At 74.7% G+C, this 15,072-nt stretch carries 12 protein-coding genes; 7 read left to right on the forward strand and 5 right to left on the reverse strand.

What is annotated here, in order from left to right:
• The first annotated feature begins 3 nt into the window (after positions 1-3).
• From kdpB to ACVMYR_RS25320, 4 genes are all read left to right on the forward strand, one after another.
• Positions 4-2,202: a potassium-transporting ATPase subunit KdpB gene (gene kdpB, locus ACVMYR_RS25305; RefSeq protein ID WP_396790770.1), complete on the forward strand. Its 2,199-nt coding sequence runs from the start codon at positions 4-6 to the stop codon at positions 2,200-2,202.
• A complete protein-coding gene (locus ACVMYR_RS25310; RefSeq protein ID WP_077937856.1) occupies positions 2,202-3,083 on the forward strand; it encodes a potassium-transporting ATPase subunit C in 882 nt (293 codons plus the stop codon). Before kdpB ends, ACVMYR_RS25310 begins: the two co-directional genes overlap by 1 nt.
• Positions 3,084-3,175: 92 nt before the next feature.
• Entirely contained in the window at positions 3,176-5,809 is a 2,634-nt protein-coding gene (locus tag ACVMYR_RS25315) for a DUF4118 domain-containing protein (RefSeq protein ID WP_457122939.1), read from the forward strand.
• Positions 5,806-6,492, forward strand: a complete 687-nt coding sequence (locus ACVMYR_RS25320) for a response regulator (RefSeq protein WP_091277774.1) — start codon at positions 5,806-5,808, stop codon at positions 6,490-6,492. The genes ACVMYR_RS25315 and ACVMYR_RS25320 overlap by 4 nt, the downstream gene beginning before the upstream one ends.
• 21 nt (positions 6,493-6,513) lie before the next feature.
• On the opposite strand, the gene ACVMYR_RS25325 is transcribed toward ACVMYR_RS25320, so the two are convergent.
• From ACVMYR_RS25325 to ACVMYR_RS25335, 3 genes are read right to left on the reverse strand one after another with little or no spacing between them, the layout of a single operon-like run.
• Positions 6,514-7,158, reverse strand: coding sequence for a hypothetical protein (locus ACVMYR_RS25325; protein ID WP_457122940.1), 645 nt, complete (start codon positions 7,156-7,158; stop codon positions 6,514-6,516).
• Between the two features lie 38 nt (positions 7,159-7,196).
• Positions 7,197-7,577: a YccF domain-containing protein gene (locus ACVMYR_RS25330; RefSeq protein WP_043963476.1), complete on the reverse strand. Its 381-nt coding sequence runs from the start codon at positions 7,575-7,577 to the stop codon at positions 7,197-7,199.
• A gap of 48 nt (positions 7,578-7,625) precedes the next feature.
• On the reverse strand, positions 7,626-8,360 hold the full coding sequence (locus tag ACVMYR_RS25335; protein ID WP_457122941.1) for a DUF2470 domain-containing protein: 735 nt from the start codon (positions 8,358-8,360) through the stop codon (positions 7,626-7,628).
• Positions 8,361-8,406: 46 nt separating this feature from the next.
• On the opposite strand from ACVMYR_RS25335, the gene rpsD reads away from it, so the two are divergent.
• Complete coding sequence (gene rpsD, locus ACVMYR_RS25340) at positions 8,407-9,015, forward strand: 30S ribosomal protein S4 (RefSeq protein WP_353902447.1); 609 nt, start codon at positions 8,407-8,409, stop codon at positions 9,013-9,015.
• 33 nt (positions 9,016-9,048) lie between these two features.
• Here rpsD and ACVMYR_RS25345 read toward each other — a convergent pair whose 3' ends face one another.
• Entirely contained in the window at positions 9,049-9,834 is a 786-nt protein-coding gene (locus tag ACVMYR_RS25345; RefSeq protein WP_457122942.1) for an alpha/beta fold hydrolase, read from the reverse strand.
• Positions 9,835-9,990: 156 nt separating this feature from the next.
• On the opposite strand from ACVMYR_RS25345, the gene ACVMYR_RS25350 reads away from it, so the two are divergent.
• Positions 9,991-12,420 (forward strand): glycogen debranching N-terminal domain-containing protein, encoded by a 2,430-nt coding sequence (locus tag ACVMYR_RS25350; RefSeq protein ID WP_457122943.1) that lies wholly within the window; start codon positions 9,991-9,993, stop codon positions 12,418-12,420.
• A 16-nt stretch (positions 12,421-12,436) separates the two neighbouring features.
• Here the strand turns inward: ACVMYR_RS25350 and ACVMYR_RS25355 are convergent, their stop codons facing one another.
• Positions 12,437-13,522, reverse strand: coding sequence for an SRPBCC family protein (locus ACVMYR_RS25355; RefSeq protein WP_077937864.1), 1,086 nt, complete (start codon positions 13,520-13,522; stop codon positions 12,437-12,439).
• 205 nt (positions 13,523-13,727) lie between these two features.
• Here ACVMYR_RS25355 and ACVMYR_RS25360 point away from each other — a divergent pair, with 205 nt between their 5' ends.
• The gene (locus ACVMYR_RS25360; RefSeq protein WP_457122944.1) at positions 13,728-14,984 is read left to right on the forward strand and encodes a family 16 glycosylhydrolase; all 1,257 of its coding nucleotides are present in this window, start codon (positions 13,728-13,730) and stop codon (positions 14,982-14,984) included.
• Positions 14,985-15,072: the final 88 nt, after the last annotated feature.

Below are 15,072 nucleotides of genomic sequence, written 5' to 3' on the forward strand. Positions count from 1 at the left end.
GACATGACAACGTCCACGCCGGCACCGCACGGCACCGCCGACGCGGGGACAGCCGGCACGCCCGCCACCCGGGGCAACCCGGCCGGCGGCGGCCTGCTCGACCCGGGGCAGCTCCTGGCCGCCCTGCCGGACGCGCTGCGCAAGCTCGACCCGCGCACCCTGTGGCACAACCCGGTGATGCTGATCGTGGCGATCGGCGCGGCCTTCACCACCGTTCTCGCCGCGACCGACCCCTCGGTCTTCGCCTGGGCCATCACCGGCTGGCTCTGGCTCACCGTCGTCTTCGCCAACCTCGCCGAGGCGGTCGCCGAGGGGCGCGGTAAGGCACAGGCCGCCACCCTGCGCCGGGCCAAGCAGGAGACCATCGCCACCCGGCTGGTCGGCTGGACCCCGGGCGCGCCTGCCAACACCTACCGGGACGAGGCCGTGCCCGCGCCAGAGCTGCGGCAGGGCGACGTCGTGCTCATCTGCGCCGGCGGGATCATCCCCGGCGACGGCGACGTCGTCGAGGGCATCGCCAGCGTCGACGAGTCGGCCATCACCGGCGAGTCCGCCCCCGTCATCCGGGAGTCCGGTGGCGACCGCAGCGCCGTCACCGGTGGCACCAGGGTGCTCTCCGACCGGATCGTCGTGCGGATCACCCAGCGGCCGGGGGAAAGTTTCATCGACCGGATGATCGCCCTGGTCGAGGGCGCGAACCGGCAGAAGACGCCGAACGAGATCGCCCTCAACATCCTGCTCGCCGCGCTCACCGTCATCTTCCTGCTGGCCGTGGTCACACTCCAGCCCCTCGCCGTCTTCTCGAAGGGCTACCAGGGCGCGGCACCGGACACCGGCGCGATCACCGACGCCGGCGTCAGCGGCGTGGTCCTGGTGGCGCTGCTGGTCTGCCTCATCCCCACCACCATCGGCGCGCTGCTCTCGGCGATCGGCATCGCCGGCATGGACCGCCTGGTGCAGCGCAACGTGCTGGCCATGAGCGGCCGGGCCGTCGAGGCCGCCGGTGACGTGAACACCCTGCTGCTGGACAAGACCGGCACCATCACCCTCGGCAACCGGCAGGCGGCCGAGTTCCTGCCCGTCGACGGGGTCACCGCCGCCGAGCTGGCCGGCGCGGCCCAACTGTCCAGCCTCGCCGACGAAACCCCCGAGGGCCGGTCCGTGGTCGTCCTCGCCAGGAACGGGTTCGGGCTGCGGGAGCGGGAACCGGGCCTCGTGCCGCACGCCGCGTTCGTGCCGTTCACCGCCCAGGCCCGGATGAGCGGCGTCGACCTCACCCCGGCCGGCGACGCCACCGACCCCGCCCGGCGGGTCCGCAAGGGCGCGGCGACAGCCGTGCTGAAGTGGGTCCGTGAGCACGGCGGCCACCCCACCGAGCAGGTCGGCCAGGTGGTCGACGAGATCAGCGGGCTCGGCGGCACCCCGCTCGTGGTGGCCGAGCACGTCCAGGGCGAACCGGCGCGGGCGCTCGGCGTGATCCACCTCAAGGACGTGGTCAAGTCGGGCCTGCGGGAACGCTTCGACGAGATGCGCCGGATGGGCATCCGCACCGTCATGATCACGGGCGACAACCCGCGCACCGCGAAGGCGATCGCCGACGAGGCCGGCGTCGACGACTTCCTCGCCGAGGCCACGCCGGAGGACAAGCTCCACCTGATCAGGCGGGAGCAGGAGGGCGGCCGGCTGGTCGCGATGACCGGCGACGGCACCAACGACGCACCCGCCCTCGCCCAGGCCGACGTCGGGGTGGCCATGAACACCGGCACGTCGGCGGCGAAGGAGGCCGGCAACATGGTCGACCTCGACTCCGACCCGACCAAGCTCATCGAGATCGTCGAGATCGGCAAGCAACTCCTCATCACCCGGGGCGCCCTGACCACCTTCTCCATCGCCAACGACATCGCGAAGTACTTCGCGATCATCCCGGCCATGTTCGCCGGCATCCACCCGGGCCTGGACACGCTGAACGTCATGCGGCTGGCCAGCCCGGAGTCCGCGATCCTCTCGGCCGTCGTCTTCAACGCGATCGTCATCGTCGCGCTCATCCCACTGGCCCTGCGCGGCGTGCGGTACCGGCCGGCGGCGGCGGCGACGCTGCTGCGCCGCAACCTGCTGGTCTACGGCCTCGGCGGCATCGTCGTGCCGTTCGTCGGCATCAAGCTCATCGACCTGCTCGTCCAGCTCGTCCCGGGGATCTCGTGATGCGTCCACCCACCTGGCTCGCCCAACACCTGGCCGCCCTGCGCGCCCTGCTCGTCTTCACCGCCCTGCTCGGCCTCGCGTACCCGCTCGCCCTGGTCGCCGCCGGCCGGCTGCCCGGCCTCGACGCCCGCGCCGACGGCTCGCCCGTCACCGCCGACGGCCGCACCGTCGGCAGCGCGCTCATCGGCCAGGCGTTCACCGACGCCGACGGCGACCCCGTTCCGCGCTACTTCCAGTCCCGCCCCTCGGCGGCCGGCGACGGCTACGATCCCACCGCCACGGCGGCGAGCAACCTCGGCCCGGAGAGCGTCGTCGACACCCTCGCCGCCGACCCCGCCGAATCGACGCCGAGCCTGCTCACCCGGGTCTGCGCCCGCAGCCGGGCCGTCGGCGCGCTGAACGGGGTGGACGGGCGGCGGCCGTACTGCACCGCCGACGGGGTCGGCGCGGTCCTCGGCGTGTTCCACCGCGACGGGTTCACCGGCCCGGTCACCCGGGTCGTCAGCGTCAACCAGACCGCACCCGCCACCCCGTTCGTGGCGGCCTGGCAGGGCGTCGCGGTGGAGCTGGCGCGGCCCGGCGAGGACTACGTCGCGGCCGGGGCGGTGATCGTCCCCGTGCGCGGCGACGCCCCGGCCGACCCGGCTGTGCCCGCCGACGCGGTCACCGCCGGCGGCAGCGGCCTCGACCCGCACATCAGCCCCGCGTACGCCGAACTGCAGGTCGCCCGGGTGGCCCGCGAGCGCGGCGCGGACCCGGCGGCGGTGCGGCGGCTGGTGGCCGAGCACACCACCGGCCGGGTGCTGGGCTTCCTGGGCGAGCCCGGCGTTAACGTGCTGGAGCTGAACCTCGCCCTCGACCGGCGGCTGCCCGCTCGTTGAACCCTCGCCGGGGCGGACCACCGACGACCCGCCCCGGCCGGCCCGCCGACGATTCGCCCCGACCCACGTCGACCCACGGAAGGAGGAGCGCCGTGCCCACCGGAGAGCTGCGCGTCTACCTCGGGGCCGCGCCCGGCGTCGGCAAGACGTACGCGATGCTCGAAGAGGCCCGACGGCGGGCCGCGCGCGGCACCGACGTGGTGATCGGGCTGGTCGAGACCCACGGCCGCCCGCACACCGCCGCCATGGTCGGCGACCTCGAACTGGTGCCCCGGCGCGTGCTCACCCACCGGGGCGTGGAGTTCACCGAGCTGGACCTCGACGGCGTGCTGGCCCGCCGCCCCGAGGTCGTCGTCGTCGACGAGCTGGCCCACACGAACGTGCCCGGCTCCCGCCACGACAAGCGCTGGCAGGACGTGCGGGAACTGCTCGACGCCGGCATCACCGTGCTGACCACCGTCAACGTCCAGCACCTCGAGTCGCTCAACGACGTCGTCGCCCGGATCACCGGCACCACCCAGCGCGAGACCGTCCCCGACGCCGTGGTCCGCGCCGCCGAGCAGGTCGAACTCGTCGACATGACCCCGGAGGCGCTGCGCCGTCGGATGGCCCACGGCAACGTCTACGGTCCCGACCGGATCGACGCCGCCCTCGGCAACTACTTCCGGGTCGGCAACCTGACCGCCCTGCGCGAGCTGGCCCTGCTCTGGCTCGCCGACACCGTCGACGACCAGCTCGGTGCCTACCGCGCCCAGCAGGGCATCTCCGACACCTGGGAGGCCCGCGAACGCGTCGTCGTCGCGCTGACCGGCGGGCCGGAGGGGGACACGCTGATCCGCCGCGCCGCCCGGATCGCCGCCCGGGGCCGGGGCGCGGACCTGCTGGCCGTGCACGTCGCCCGCAGCGACGGCCTGGCCGGCGCCGACCCCGCCCGGCTGGCCCGCCAGCGGGTCCTCGTCGAGGGCCTCGGCGGCACCTACCATCAGGTGCTCGGCGCGGACGTCCCAGCCGCGCTGCTCGACTTCGCCCGGGGCGTCAACGCCACCCAGCTCGTGCTCGGCGCGAGCCGGCGGGGCCGCTTCGCCCAGCTGTTCTCCCGGGGGGTCGGCGTCACCACCACCGCCCTGTCCGGGCCGATCGACGTGCACCTGGTCACCCACCCCGAGGCCGGGCGGGGTCGGCGGGCCGCCACCACGCCGGCCGCCCTGTCGCGGCGGCGCAGGCTGCTCGGCTTCGCCCTCGCGGCGCTCGGCATGCCGGCGCTCACCCTGGCGCTGCGCACCCTGCCGGATCTCACCCTCACCAACGACATCCTGCTGTTCCTCGCCGGCGTCGTGGGGGTGGCCCTGGTCGGCGGCCTCTGGCCAGCGCTGGTCGCCGCCCTCGGCGGATCACTGCTGCTCAACTGGTTCTTCACCCCGCCGTACCGCACGCTGACCATCGCCGAGGCCGACAACCTGTTGGCGCTGGGCGTCTTCGTCGGCGTCGCCGTCGCCGTGAGCTGGGTCGTCGACGTTGCCGCCCGGCGCACCCGGGAGGCCGCCCGGGCCTCCGCCGACGCGCAGACCCTCGCCACCGTGGCCGGCGGCGTGCTGCGCGGCGAGCGTCCGCTGCCGGCCCTGCTGGACCGGCTGCGCGAGACGTTCGCGCTGCGCGCGGTCAGCGTGCTGGAGCTGGTCGCCGAGGCGCGGGGCCGCCCCGACCGGGCCCGCGACCGGGCCGCCTGGCGGGTGGTGGCCAGCGTCGGGGACGCCCCGGCCGGCAGCCCCGACGCCGGGGAGACGGCCGTGCCCGTCGACGACACGCTCACCGTCGTGCTGTCCGGCCGGCGGCTGGAGGCCGCCGACCGGCGCGTCGTCGAGGCGTTCGCCGCCCAGGCCGCCGTCGCGCTGCGGCAGGAACGCCTCGCCGTCGCGGCGGCCGCCGCCGGGCCCCTCGCGGAGGCCGACCGGATGCGCACCGCGCTGCTCGCCGCGGTCAGCCACGACCTGCGTACGCCCCTGGCGTCGGCGAAGGCGGCGGTGAGCAGCCTGCGCAGCCCCGACGTCGAGTTCGACGCCGACGACCGCGAGGAGCTGCTCGCCACCGCCGACGAGTCTCTCGACCGGCTGGGTCGCCTGGTGGCGAACCTGCTGGACATGAGCCGGTTGCAGGCTGGCGCGCTCGGCGTCACCGCCACCGCGGTCGGGCTGGAGGACGTGGTGCCCCGGGCACTGGACGAGCTCGGCCCGGCCGCCGCCGACGTCGGCACCGACCTCCCCGCGGACCTGCCCGCCGCGTTGGCCGATCCCGGGCTGCTGGAACGCGTGCTGGTCAACGTCGTCGCCAACGCCCTGCGGCACAGCCCGCCCGGCCGGCCGCCTACCATCGCCGCCAGCGCCCACGCCGGCCAGGTCGAGCTGCGGGTGGTCGACACCGGCCCCGGCATCCCGGCCGACCAGTGGGAGCACGTCTTCCTGCCGTTCCAGCGCCTCGGCGACCGGGACAACCAGACCGGGGTGGGCCTCGGCCTCGCCCTGTCCCGCGGCCTCGTCGAGGCCATGGGTGGCACCATCACCCCCGAGACCACCCCCGGCGGAGGGCTGACCATGGTGCTGCGCCTGCCCGCCGCCGGTCCGCCGGGCCGCCCCGGTCCGCCGGAGGCGGAGGAGCCGCACGGGCCGCCGGAGGCGGGGGAGCGGCACGGGCCGCAAGCGCAGCGGGAGCCGGAGGGGCCGCAGGAATGAGCCGCATCCTCGTCGTCGACGACGAACCCCAGATCCTGCGCGCCCTGCGGATCAACCTGCGCGCCCGCGGCTACGAGGTGCGGGTCGCCGAGACCGGCACGGCCGCGTTGAAGGCCGCCGCCGCGCACCCGCCGGATCTGGTGGTGCTGGACCTCGGGCTGCCCGACCTCGACGGCGTGGAGGTGATCCGGGGCCTGCGCGGGTGGACGAGCGTGCCGATCATCGTGCTGTCGGGCCGGGCCGGCAGCGAGGACAAGGTCGCCGCCCTCGACGCGGGTGCCGACGACTATGTCACCAAACCCTTCGGCGTCGACGAACTGCTCGCCCGCATCCGCGCCGTCACCCGCCGTCTCGCCGCGCCGTCGGCGGACGGCGCGACCCCGGCCCCCCGGGTGGGGCGGCACACGGTCGACCTGGTCGACCGCACCGTCACCCGCGACGACGGCGCGCCGGTGCGGCTCACCCCCACCCAGTGGGCCGTGCTCGACAAGCTGCTGCGCCATCCCGGCAAGCTGGTCAGCCAGCGGCAGCTGCTGCACGACGTGTGGGGCCCGGAATACCAGAACGAGACCAACTATCTGCGCCAGTACATGGCCCAACTGCGGCGCAAGCTGGAGGACGACCCGGCCCGGCCCCGGCACCTGATCACCGAGCCGGGCATGGGCTACCGCTACCGCCCCTGATCCGGGGCCCGACGCCGCGGGTCATCCCCGAACCGCCGGCTCGGCGGCCTCACGTTCCCACGGCGCCGGACCCCGCACGCCTGCCCCGAGCAGGCGGCCGTGGTTCCACCAGTCGTCCTCGGCGGCGGGGAGCTGGTCCAGCACCAGCCGGGCCGGCGGGAACGGTCGGCCGGCGCGCAGCTGCGCCAGGTCGGTCAGGTGCCGCCGGGCGGCGGCGGGATCGTCGGGCTGGTCCAGGGCGGCCAGCCCGGCGCGCAGGGTGTCGTAGAACTCCCGCTCGTCGACCAGCACGGCGATCTCGTAAGGATCGACGGTGACGAACCGGCCCGGCATGGCCGCCACGCCCGCGCGCAGCAGCGCGGCGTGCTCGTGCAGCGGCCCCTCCGCGGCGAAGATCCGGGCCAGGGCCGGCAGCGCGGCGTCGAGCTGGTCGAGGGCCCGCCGGCGGGGCGCGATCGGGGCGGTGACCGCCACGTCGCCCTCGTCCTCGTCGTCGGACGGGAACGTGGCCGTCACCAGGTCACCCGGCCGGAACATGGCCAGCCACAGCAGCGGCACGGCCGCCACGTCCTCGGCGAGGACCTGCTCCGCGACGCCGGGGACCCCCGCCCAGGCGGGGCAGATGCCGTCGTGGTCGGTGACGAAGAGGTACGAGAGGTTGGCCATGCCGGGGAACGTACCGGCCGGCACCGACAGCCGGCGGGCTACGGCGCGTCGACGACCTCCCGCCCCAGGGGCCAGAACGCGGCGGGGACGAGCTTGAAGTTGGCGATCCCGAACGGGATGCCGATGATCGTGACGCAGAGGGCGACGCCGGCGACGATGTGGGACAGGGCCAGCCACCAGCCGGCGAGCACCACCCACAGCACGTTGGCCAGCCCGGAGCCGACGCCCGCGCCCGGCTTGGGCACCACCGTCCGGCCGAACGGCCACAGGGAGTAGCTGGCCAGGCGCAGCGACGCGACGCCGAACGGGATCGTGACGACCAGCACGAAGCAGATCAGCGCCGCGATCCCGTACCCGACGGCCAGCACGATCCCGCCGCCGAAGACGAGCCACAACACGTTCAGCAGAAAGCGAATCACCCTTCGAGCATGACCGACGCCCGCCACCGGCCGGTCGGGCGCGGGCCCTCAGCGCCCGGCGCGGGACACGCGGCGCGGTGGCCGGCCGAGCAGCGCGTCGATGCGCGCGCCGAGCTGGTCCGGGTCGCGCATCGGCCGGGCGAAGGGCAGTCGTACGTCGTGCGGACCCGCGGCGGACCCGGCGGGGGACTGCACCCGTAGGACGATGCCGGCGCGGTCCAGCCGCAGCAGGTGGATCCGGGCGTCGGCCTGCCGCAGCCGCGCGGGAAGCAGCCCGGTGAGCTGCTCCACGGTGCGGGCGTCGGCGTCGAGGCGGCGCAGCAGCTCCGTCTCGGCGGGGGCGATCGGGTCGGGCCGGGCCGTGGCGAACGCGTCCGGGTCGACCGGGGCGGTGCCGTCGGTGTCGGTGATCCCGGCCGTGGCGAGGTGCAGCACCGCGACAAGGTCGGGCCGTCGGCCGCGCAGCCCCTCGACGGTCAGCCAGCCGGTGAGGGTGGCCCGGCCGCGTACCCGGTCGGGCATCGGGATCGGGGCGAGGTCCGTCACGTGGACGACGGCGGGCAGGTCCCCCTCCCGGGCCAGCTCGTGGGCCGCGCCGGAGTCGGCCGGCACCTCGACGCGGACCCGGCCGTCGGGGCCGACGCGGTGCCGGCCGGTGAGCTCGGCCCGGTGCGTCGGGGTCAGCAGCGTCACCGAGTCGGCGGCCACGAGCAGGGTACGCAGCTGCTCGGCCGGTGTGCCGGCGGCCACCGCGACGGCGACCGGGGGGATGTTGCCCGACATCTGCACCTCCTATTAGGTTAGCCTTACCTTACCTGAGAGGCAGATGATGAATCAGTCCCGCCCCAAGGCCAAGCGGTCGCGCCGCCTCGGCATCGCCCTGACCCCCAAGTGCGTGCGGTACGTCGAGCGCCGCCCGTTCCCGCCCGGTGACCACGGCCGGGCCCGGACCAAGGACAGCGACTACAAGGTCCGGCTGGTGGAGAAGCAGCGCCTCAAGGCGCAGTACGACCTGCGGGAGGGGCAGCTGCGGCGCGCGTTCGACCGGGCGGCGCGCCGGCCGGGCAAGACCGGCGAGGAACTCGTGGTCGACCTGGAGACCCGGCTCGACGCCCTCGTGCTGCGCGCGGGGTTCGCCCGCACCATCTACCAGGCGCGGCAGCTCGTCACCCACCAGCACCTGACCGTCAACGGCCGGCGGGTGGACCGCCCGTCGGCGCGGCTGCGCCCCGGCGACGAGATCGCGGTGGCCGCGCGCAGCCGGGGCAAGGCGCCGTTCCTGCTCGCCGCCGCGGGAGCGCACGCCCCGCACCGGCCCGCGCCGTACCTCGACGTCGACCTGGCGGGTCTCGCCGCCCGGCTCACCCGGCTGCCCCGGCGGGCCGAGGTGCCGGTGATCTGCGAGGAGCAGCTCGTCGTCGAGTACTACTCCCGCTGACGGGGCGGGCCGGCCCGCCCCGTCAGCGGGTGCTCAGCCGGTGAGCTCGAGGTGCCGGTCGATCATCGCGTTGACCTGGTCCGGCACCTCGAGCTGCACGAAGTGGCCCGAGCCGGCGGCCTGGCCGATGTTCGCCTGCGGGGCCAGCCGGGCGAGCCGGGCGTAGTCGGCGAACGGCGCGTTGCTGCCGACCAAAAGCAGCGGGCGGTCCCACCGGGTCAGGGCCGCCTCGTCGCCGCCGGAGCCGACGTACGCGGCCAGGGCGGCGATCGGCGCGTACGCGACCTCGGTGGAGGGGCGCGCCATGGCCGCGACCACCCACTCCACCAGCCGGGGATCGGACTGCGGCAGGAAGTACGACCGGACGATCGCCTCCCGGGCCGCGCCGGAGGTGTCGTCGCGCAGCGACCGGGCGACCTCCTCGATCGCGGCGGCGGCGCCCGGCGGCCCGGCCACCGCGGAGTCGAGCATGACCAGGCCGGCGAAGCGCTCCCGGTCGCCGGCGGCGGCGGCGAGCGACCAGACCCCGCCCAGGCTGTGCCCGATCACGACGACCCGCCGCAGGTCGAGCTCGGCGACCAGGGCCCGGAGCCGGGCGGCGAGCTGCTCCACGCCGTAGCCCTCGGCTGGTGGCGGGCTCTCCCCGTGCCCCGGCATGTCGACCGCGATCACGCGGGCGGGTCGGCCGGCCAGGTGTCGGGCGATCGGCTCCATGAACCGGTGGTCGCAGCACCAGCCGTGCACCAGCAGGAACGTGTCGCGCCGGCCGCGCCCGTACGTCCAGTAGCGCATCCCGGCGGCGGTGTGTCGGTCTGTCATCGGCCCTCCCGGGCGGTGGGTGGGTGGAGGGTTCTCGTTCCACTGAAGCGCGGCCGTCGCGGGCCGCCATAGCGTACTGTGGCCTTCATGCCATTACATCCGTTTCGTCGGCTATAGCGAAAGGGGTGTGCGGGTGCGTGGCGACAGGAGCACCCCGTGAGCGCGGAGATCGACCGGTTTTTCGCCGGCCTCCCGGAGGCCTCCCGGGGCCGACTGCCCACCACGCCCGCCGGGCTCATCGCCTTCCGCTTCGTCACCGACGACGGGCCGGCCAGCACCTGGTTCGTCACCCTCGACGGCGGGCGGGCGCGGGTGGACAGCCGCGGCCACGACCCGGACTGCCTGGTGGAGATGCGGCCCGAGACGTTCGAACGGTTGGTCGCCGGCGCCGACCACAGCGTGGCGATGCTCTTTCGCGGCGTGGTGTCCGTCGAGGGCGACCTGCCGTTGTTCCTGGTGTTCCGCCGGCTGCTGCCGATCCACGCCGACAGCGGCGCCACCGAGCCGATCGCCGACGTCCGGCCCGGCGTCGAGCACGACGGCGTCGGGTCGCACGACACGACCAGCATCTTCTACGGCAACATGTTCATGATCAGCTCTCGCAACGGCGACGTCGCGGCCGAACCGGTCACCCCGCTCGGCCTCTTCTTCTTCGACACCCGCTTCCTGTCGACCTGGCGGCTGAGCCTCGACGGCGAACAACTCACCGAACTGTCGATCGACGACGTGCGCTCCTTCGAGTCGAAGTTCGCCCTGGTGCCCGGCCAGCCCACGCACTACGTCAACGCCACCACGTCGATCCTGCGGCACCGCTCGCTGGGGGAGACCTTCGAGGAGGAGGTCACCCTCTTCAACTACGGGGCGGAGCCCGTGCGGTACACCGTCCGCCTGGACGTCGGGGCGGACTTCGCCGAGGTGCAGGACATCCGCGACGGCCTGCGGCGGGAGCGCGAGGTGACCACCACGGTCGACGACAGCTCGCTGCGGCTGCACTACCGCAGACACACCCTGCACCGCGAGACGGTCGTCTGCGCCAGCGCGCCCGCCCACGTCGACGAGCGCGGATTCACCTTCACCGTCTCCGTCGACCCGCACGACACCTGGACGGTCCGGCTGCGCGTGCTGACCCTCGTGCGGGACCTGCGCCGGCGCGACCTGCGGGAACGGCTGCGCAGCTCCACCCACCGGTCCCGCGCCGAGGCCGGCCGGGAGATCGACGACATCGTCGCCGGGGTGCCCGAGCTGCGCGCCGACCACGGGCCGTTGGCCGAGGCGTACCGGCGCAGCGTGCTCGACCTCGCCGCCCTGTACTACCAGGGCCTCAACTACCGCGACCGGCTGCCCGCCACCGGGCTGCCCTGGTCGATGACCCTGCTCGGCCGGGAGAGCCTGGTCAGCAGCCTCCAGGTGCTGCCGTTCCTGCCGCACCGGGCCGTCAGCACGCTGCGGATCTTGGCGCTGAGCCAGGGTGCCCGGATCGACCCGTTCCGCGGCGAGCAGCCGGGCCGGATCGTCCAGGAGAGCCGGTACGGTGAGTCGGCCGCCTTCGCCGACACCCCCGACGCGACCGACTTTTCCGCCGCCGACACCACCCCGCTGTTCGTCATCCTGCTCGACGAGTACGAACGCTGGACCGGCGACGCCGAGCTGGTCCGCCGCTACGAGTTCGAGGTCCGCGCCGCCATCGCCTGGCTCGACGACTACGCCGACGTGGCCGGCGACGGCTACGTCTGGTCCACCCGCCGGCAGCGCCGGGCCGGGCCGGTCAACGAGAGCTGGCGCAACTCGGTGCAGGCCGTCTGCTTCCGCGACGGCCGGCTCGCCACCTTTCCGCAGGCGATCTGCGAGATCCAGGGGTACGCCTACGACGCCCGGCTGCGGGCGGCCCGGATGGCCCGGCTGTTCTGGAACGACCCGGTCTACGCCGACCGGCTCGAACGGGACGCCGCCGCGTTGCGGGAGCGGTTCGACCGGGACTTCTGGCTGCCCGAGCGGGGCTGCTACGCGCTGGCGTTGCAGGCCGACGGCCAGCGGGTCGACGCGCTGGCGTCCAACGTCGGGCACCTGCTGTGGAGCGGGATCGTCGCGCCCGAACGCGCCGAGCGCCTGGTGGGCCACCTGCTCGGGCCGGCGCTGTTCTCCGGCTGGGGGGTGCGGACCCTGGCCAGCACCGAGGAGCAGTTCAACCCACTGGGTCACCACACCGGCGCGATCTGGCCGGCGGACAACTCCCTCATCGTCTGGGGGTTGCGTCGCTACGGCTTCCGGCAGGAGGCCGCCCGGATCGCGCTGGCGCTGCTGGAGGCGGGACAGCACTTCCAGGGCGCGCTGCCCCCGTACTTCGCCGGCTACGACCGGGCCGTCACCCGCGTCCCCGTGCCGCACCACTTCACCGACAGCCCGTACGCCCCCTCCGCCGGGGCGCCGCTGCTGCTGCTGCGCGCCCTGCTCGGCCTCGAACCGCACGACGACCACCTGGCGATCGACGCCGGGGTGCCGGAGGAGATGGGCCAGATCGAGCTGCTCGACATCCGGGGCCGCTGGGGGTACGCCGACGCGCTGGGCCGGGGCCGGCCCTTCCGCTGACCCGACCCGGCGGGCCTCACAGGCCGGCGCACGGGGTGTCGGCCACCGCGCACGCCTCGGGCGCCTTGACGAACGGGTCGGCGTCGCGGACGTCGAACCGGACGGTCTGCGATCCGCCGGCCGGCACGGCCGGCCCGGTGATCGTGACGGACCGGCCGTCCTGCTGCCATTCGCCGCCCTCGACGTCGCCGATCGTGCTGCCCGAGGGCAGGCTGAGCACCACCGTCCAGTCGCGGGCCGCCGCGCCGGCCGCGTTGTCGACCACCACCTCGCCGGTGTAGCCGAAGATCCGGGTCGCCACGGTCTCGTACCGGGCGGCCAGGGGCGCCTGCGGCGCCGGTGACGGGGTGGCCGTCCGCGACGGCGTGGGCGAGGCGGAGCGGCTCGGGCGGGCGCTGCTCCGGCTGGCGCCGGGGGTGGGCCGCGCGGTCGGCGTGGCCCGGGGCGGACCGCTGGTGGCGGCGGTGGTCGCGACGGGCGGGACGGTCGCCGGCTCCGGGGCGGCGGCGCGGTCCGGGTCCGACGGCAGCAGCACCCACGTCGCCAGCCCGGTGACCAGCACGCCGCCGCCGAGCGCCGCGACCAGCGCGGTGCGGCGGCGACGTCGCGGCGGGGCCGCGTCGCCGGGCGTCTCGACGATCGGCATCTCGGCCGTCGGCGGGCCCTGGTCGCGGAGCAGGTCGACCTGCTGGAAGGCCAGCCAGTCGAGGATGGCGGGCAGCCGGCCGGTGAGCGCCTGCTGGTAGAACTGCTCGCGGCGCACGCGTTGCTCAACGGGCCAGGAACCGTGTTCGAGGGTTTCGTGGACCGTCAGCCGGCAACCCTCGGCGGTGGGGGTGACGGCGCAGCTCAGCAGCGTACGCCGGCCGGCCTCCTGGCAGCGCAGGGCGATGGCGTCCGGCTCCCGCCGCTCGGTCACCTGCGCGTCGACGGCGGCGTCGAAGCCGGGCAGCCCCGCCGTGTAGAGCAGCAGCCGGCCCGGCCGGCCGGCGGCGGGCTCGACCTCGGTGTACCAGCGGGCCAGCAGCGTCGGGTCCGTCAACGCGCGCCAGACCCGGCCGGTGGGATGGGGCAGGTCGATCCGGGCGCCGATCTCGATCACGGCGAGACTCTACGGGTCCCGGCGGTCGCCGGTCCGCCGGGGCGACGCCCCGGGGTTCCCCGGTGACCCTACGGAACTGGCAACAGTCTTGACGGAGAGGATTCGCATCGACAGACTTCGCTAGAGAGAGCGCTCTCTGCGCGCCGCCGCCGGTCGGCCCGCCGCACCCCGCGTCGCCGTCCGGACCGTCCACCGAGGAGACAATGTGACCAGACGCCGATCCGTCCCCCGGGCGCTCGCCCTCGCCGCCGCCGCGCTCGTCGCCTCCAGCGTGGCCCTCGTCCTGCCCGGCCACGCCGAGCCCGCCGCGGCGGCCATCGGCTCGATCACCTGGCAGGACGAGTTCAACGCGCCGGCCGGAACGCCCGTCGACCAGAACCGGTGGCGGTTCGACATCGGCGGCAGCGGCTGGGGCAACGACGAACGGCAGTACTACACCAACAGCACGAGCAACGCCGTGCACGACGGCCAGGGCAACCTGGTCATCACCGCGCGCAAGGAGAACCCCGCCAACTACCAGTGCCACTACGGTCGGTGCGAGTACACCTCCGCCCGACTGCTGACCGCCGCGACGTTCACCCAGGCGTACGGCCGGTTCGAGGCCCGGATCAAGATCCCCCGGGGCCAGGGCATCTGGCCGGCGTTCTGGATGCTCGGCAACGACATGGGCAGCGTCGGCTGGCCGAACGCGGGCGAGATCGACATCATGGAGAACATCGGCCGCGAGCCGAACACCGTGCACGGCACCATCCACGGCCCGGGCTACTCCGGTGGCGGCGGCATCACCAACAGCCGCACCATCGGCGCCCTGCTGGCCGACGCCTTCCACACCTACCGGGTCGACTGGGAGCCCAACTCGATCGTGTGGTACCTCGACGGCGTCGAGTACCACCGCGTCGACCCGAGCCGGCTCGGCGGCAACCGCTGGGTGTTCGACCACCCGTTCTTCATGATCCTCAACGTGGCCGTCGGCGGCACCTGGCCGGGCTACCCCGACGCCACCACGCAGTTCCCGCAGCAGATGCTCGTCGACTACGTCCGGGTGTCCGGCTACACCTCCGGCGGCAACCCGCCGGCCGGCACCACCCGGCTGCGCGGCGCGCAGAGCGGGCGGTGCGTCGACATCCCCAACGCCGACCCGGTCGACGGGGCCAAGCTGCAGATCTGGGACTGCAACACCACCGCCGCCCAGGCCTGGACGTTCGCCTCCGACGGCACCGTGCGGGCGATGGGCAAGTGCATGGACCCGGCCTGGGCCGGCACCGCCAACGGCACCGAGGTCAACCTCGTGACCTGCAACGGCAACCCGGTCCAGCGGTTCACCCTCAACGGCAACGGCGACCTGGTGAACCTCAGCGCCAACCGCTGCGTCGACGTCCGCGACCAGAACCCGGCCAACGGCGGCAAGCTCCAGCTCTGGGACTGCACGGGCGCGGCCAACCAGAAGTGGTCGCGCTACTGACCCGACCCGCGTCCCGCCGCCGCCGGCAGGCCGGCGGCGGCGGGGCCGTCCGGTGAAGATCGGAACGCCGCGCCCCGGCGTCGATCGA

The sequence above is a fragment of the Micromonospora sp. PTRAS2 genome (assembly GCF_054052245.1).

Bases quoted from the DNA above. Each gene is read 5' to 3' on its own strand.
- kdpB (WP_396790770.1), top strand. From the start codon at position 4: ATGACAACGTCCACGCCGGCACCGCACGGCACCGCCGACGCGGGGACA.
- ACVMYR_RS25310 (WP_077937856.1), top strand. From the start codon at position 2,202: ATGCGTCCACCCACCTGGCTCGCCCAACACCTGGCCGCCCTGCGCGCC.
- ACVMYR_RS25320 (WP_091277774.1), top strand. From the start codon at position 5,806: ATGAGCCGCATCCTCGTCGTCGACGACGAACCCCAGATCCTGCGCGCC.
- ACVMYR_RS25325 (WP_457122940.1), bottom strand. From the start codon at position 7,158: ATGGCCAACCTCTCGTACCTCTTCGTCACCGACCACGACGGCATCTGC.
- ACVMYR_RS25335 (WP_457122941.1), bottom strand. From the start codon at position 8,360: ATGTCGGGCAACATCCCCCCGGTCGCCGTCGCGGTGGCCGCCGGCACA.
- rpsD (WP_353902447.1), top strand. From the start codon at position 8,407: ATGAATCAGTCCCGCCCCAAGGCCAAGCGGTCGCGCCGCCTCGGCATC.
- ACVMYR_RS25345 (WP_457122942.1), bottom strand. From the start codon at position 9,834: ATGACAGACCGACACACCGCCGCCGGGATGCGCTACTGGACGTACGGG.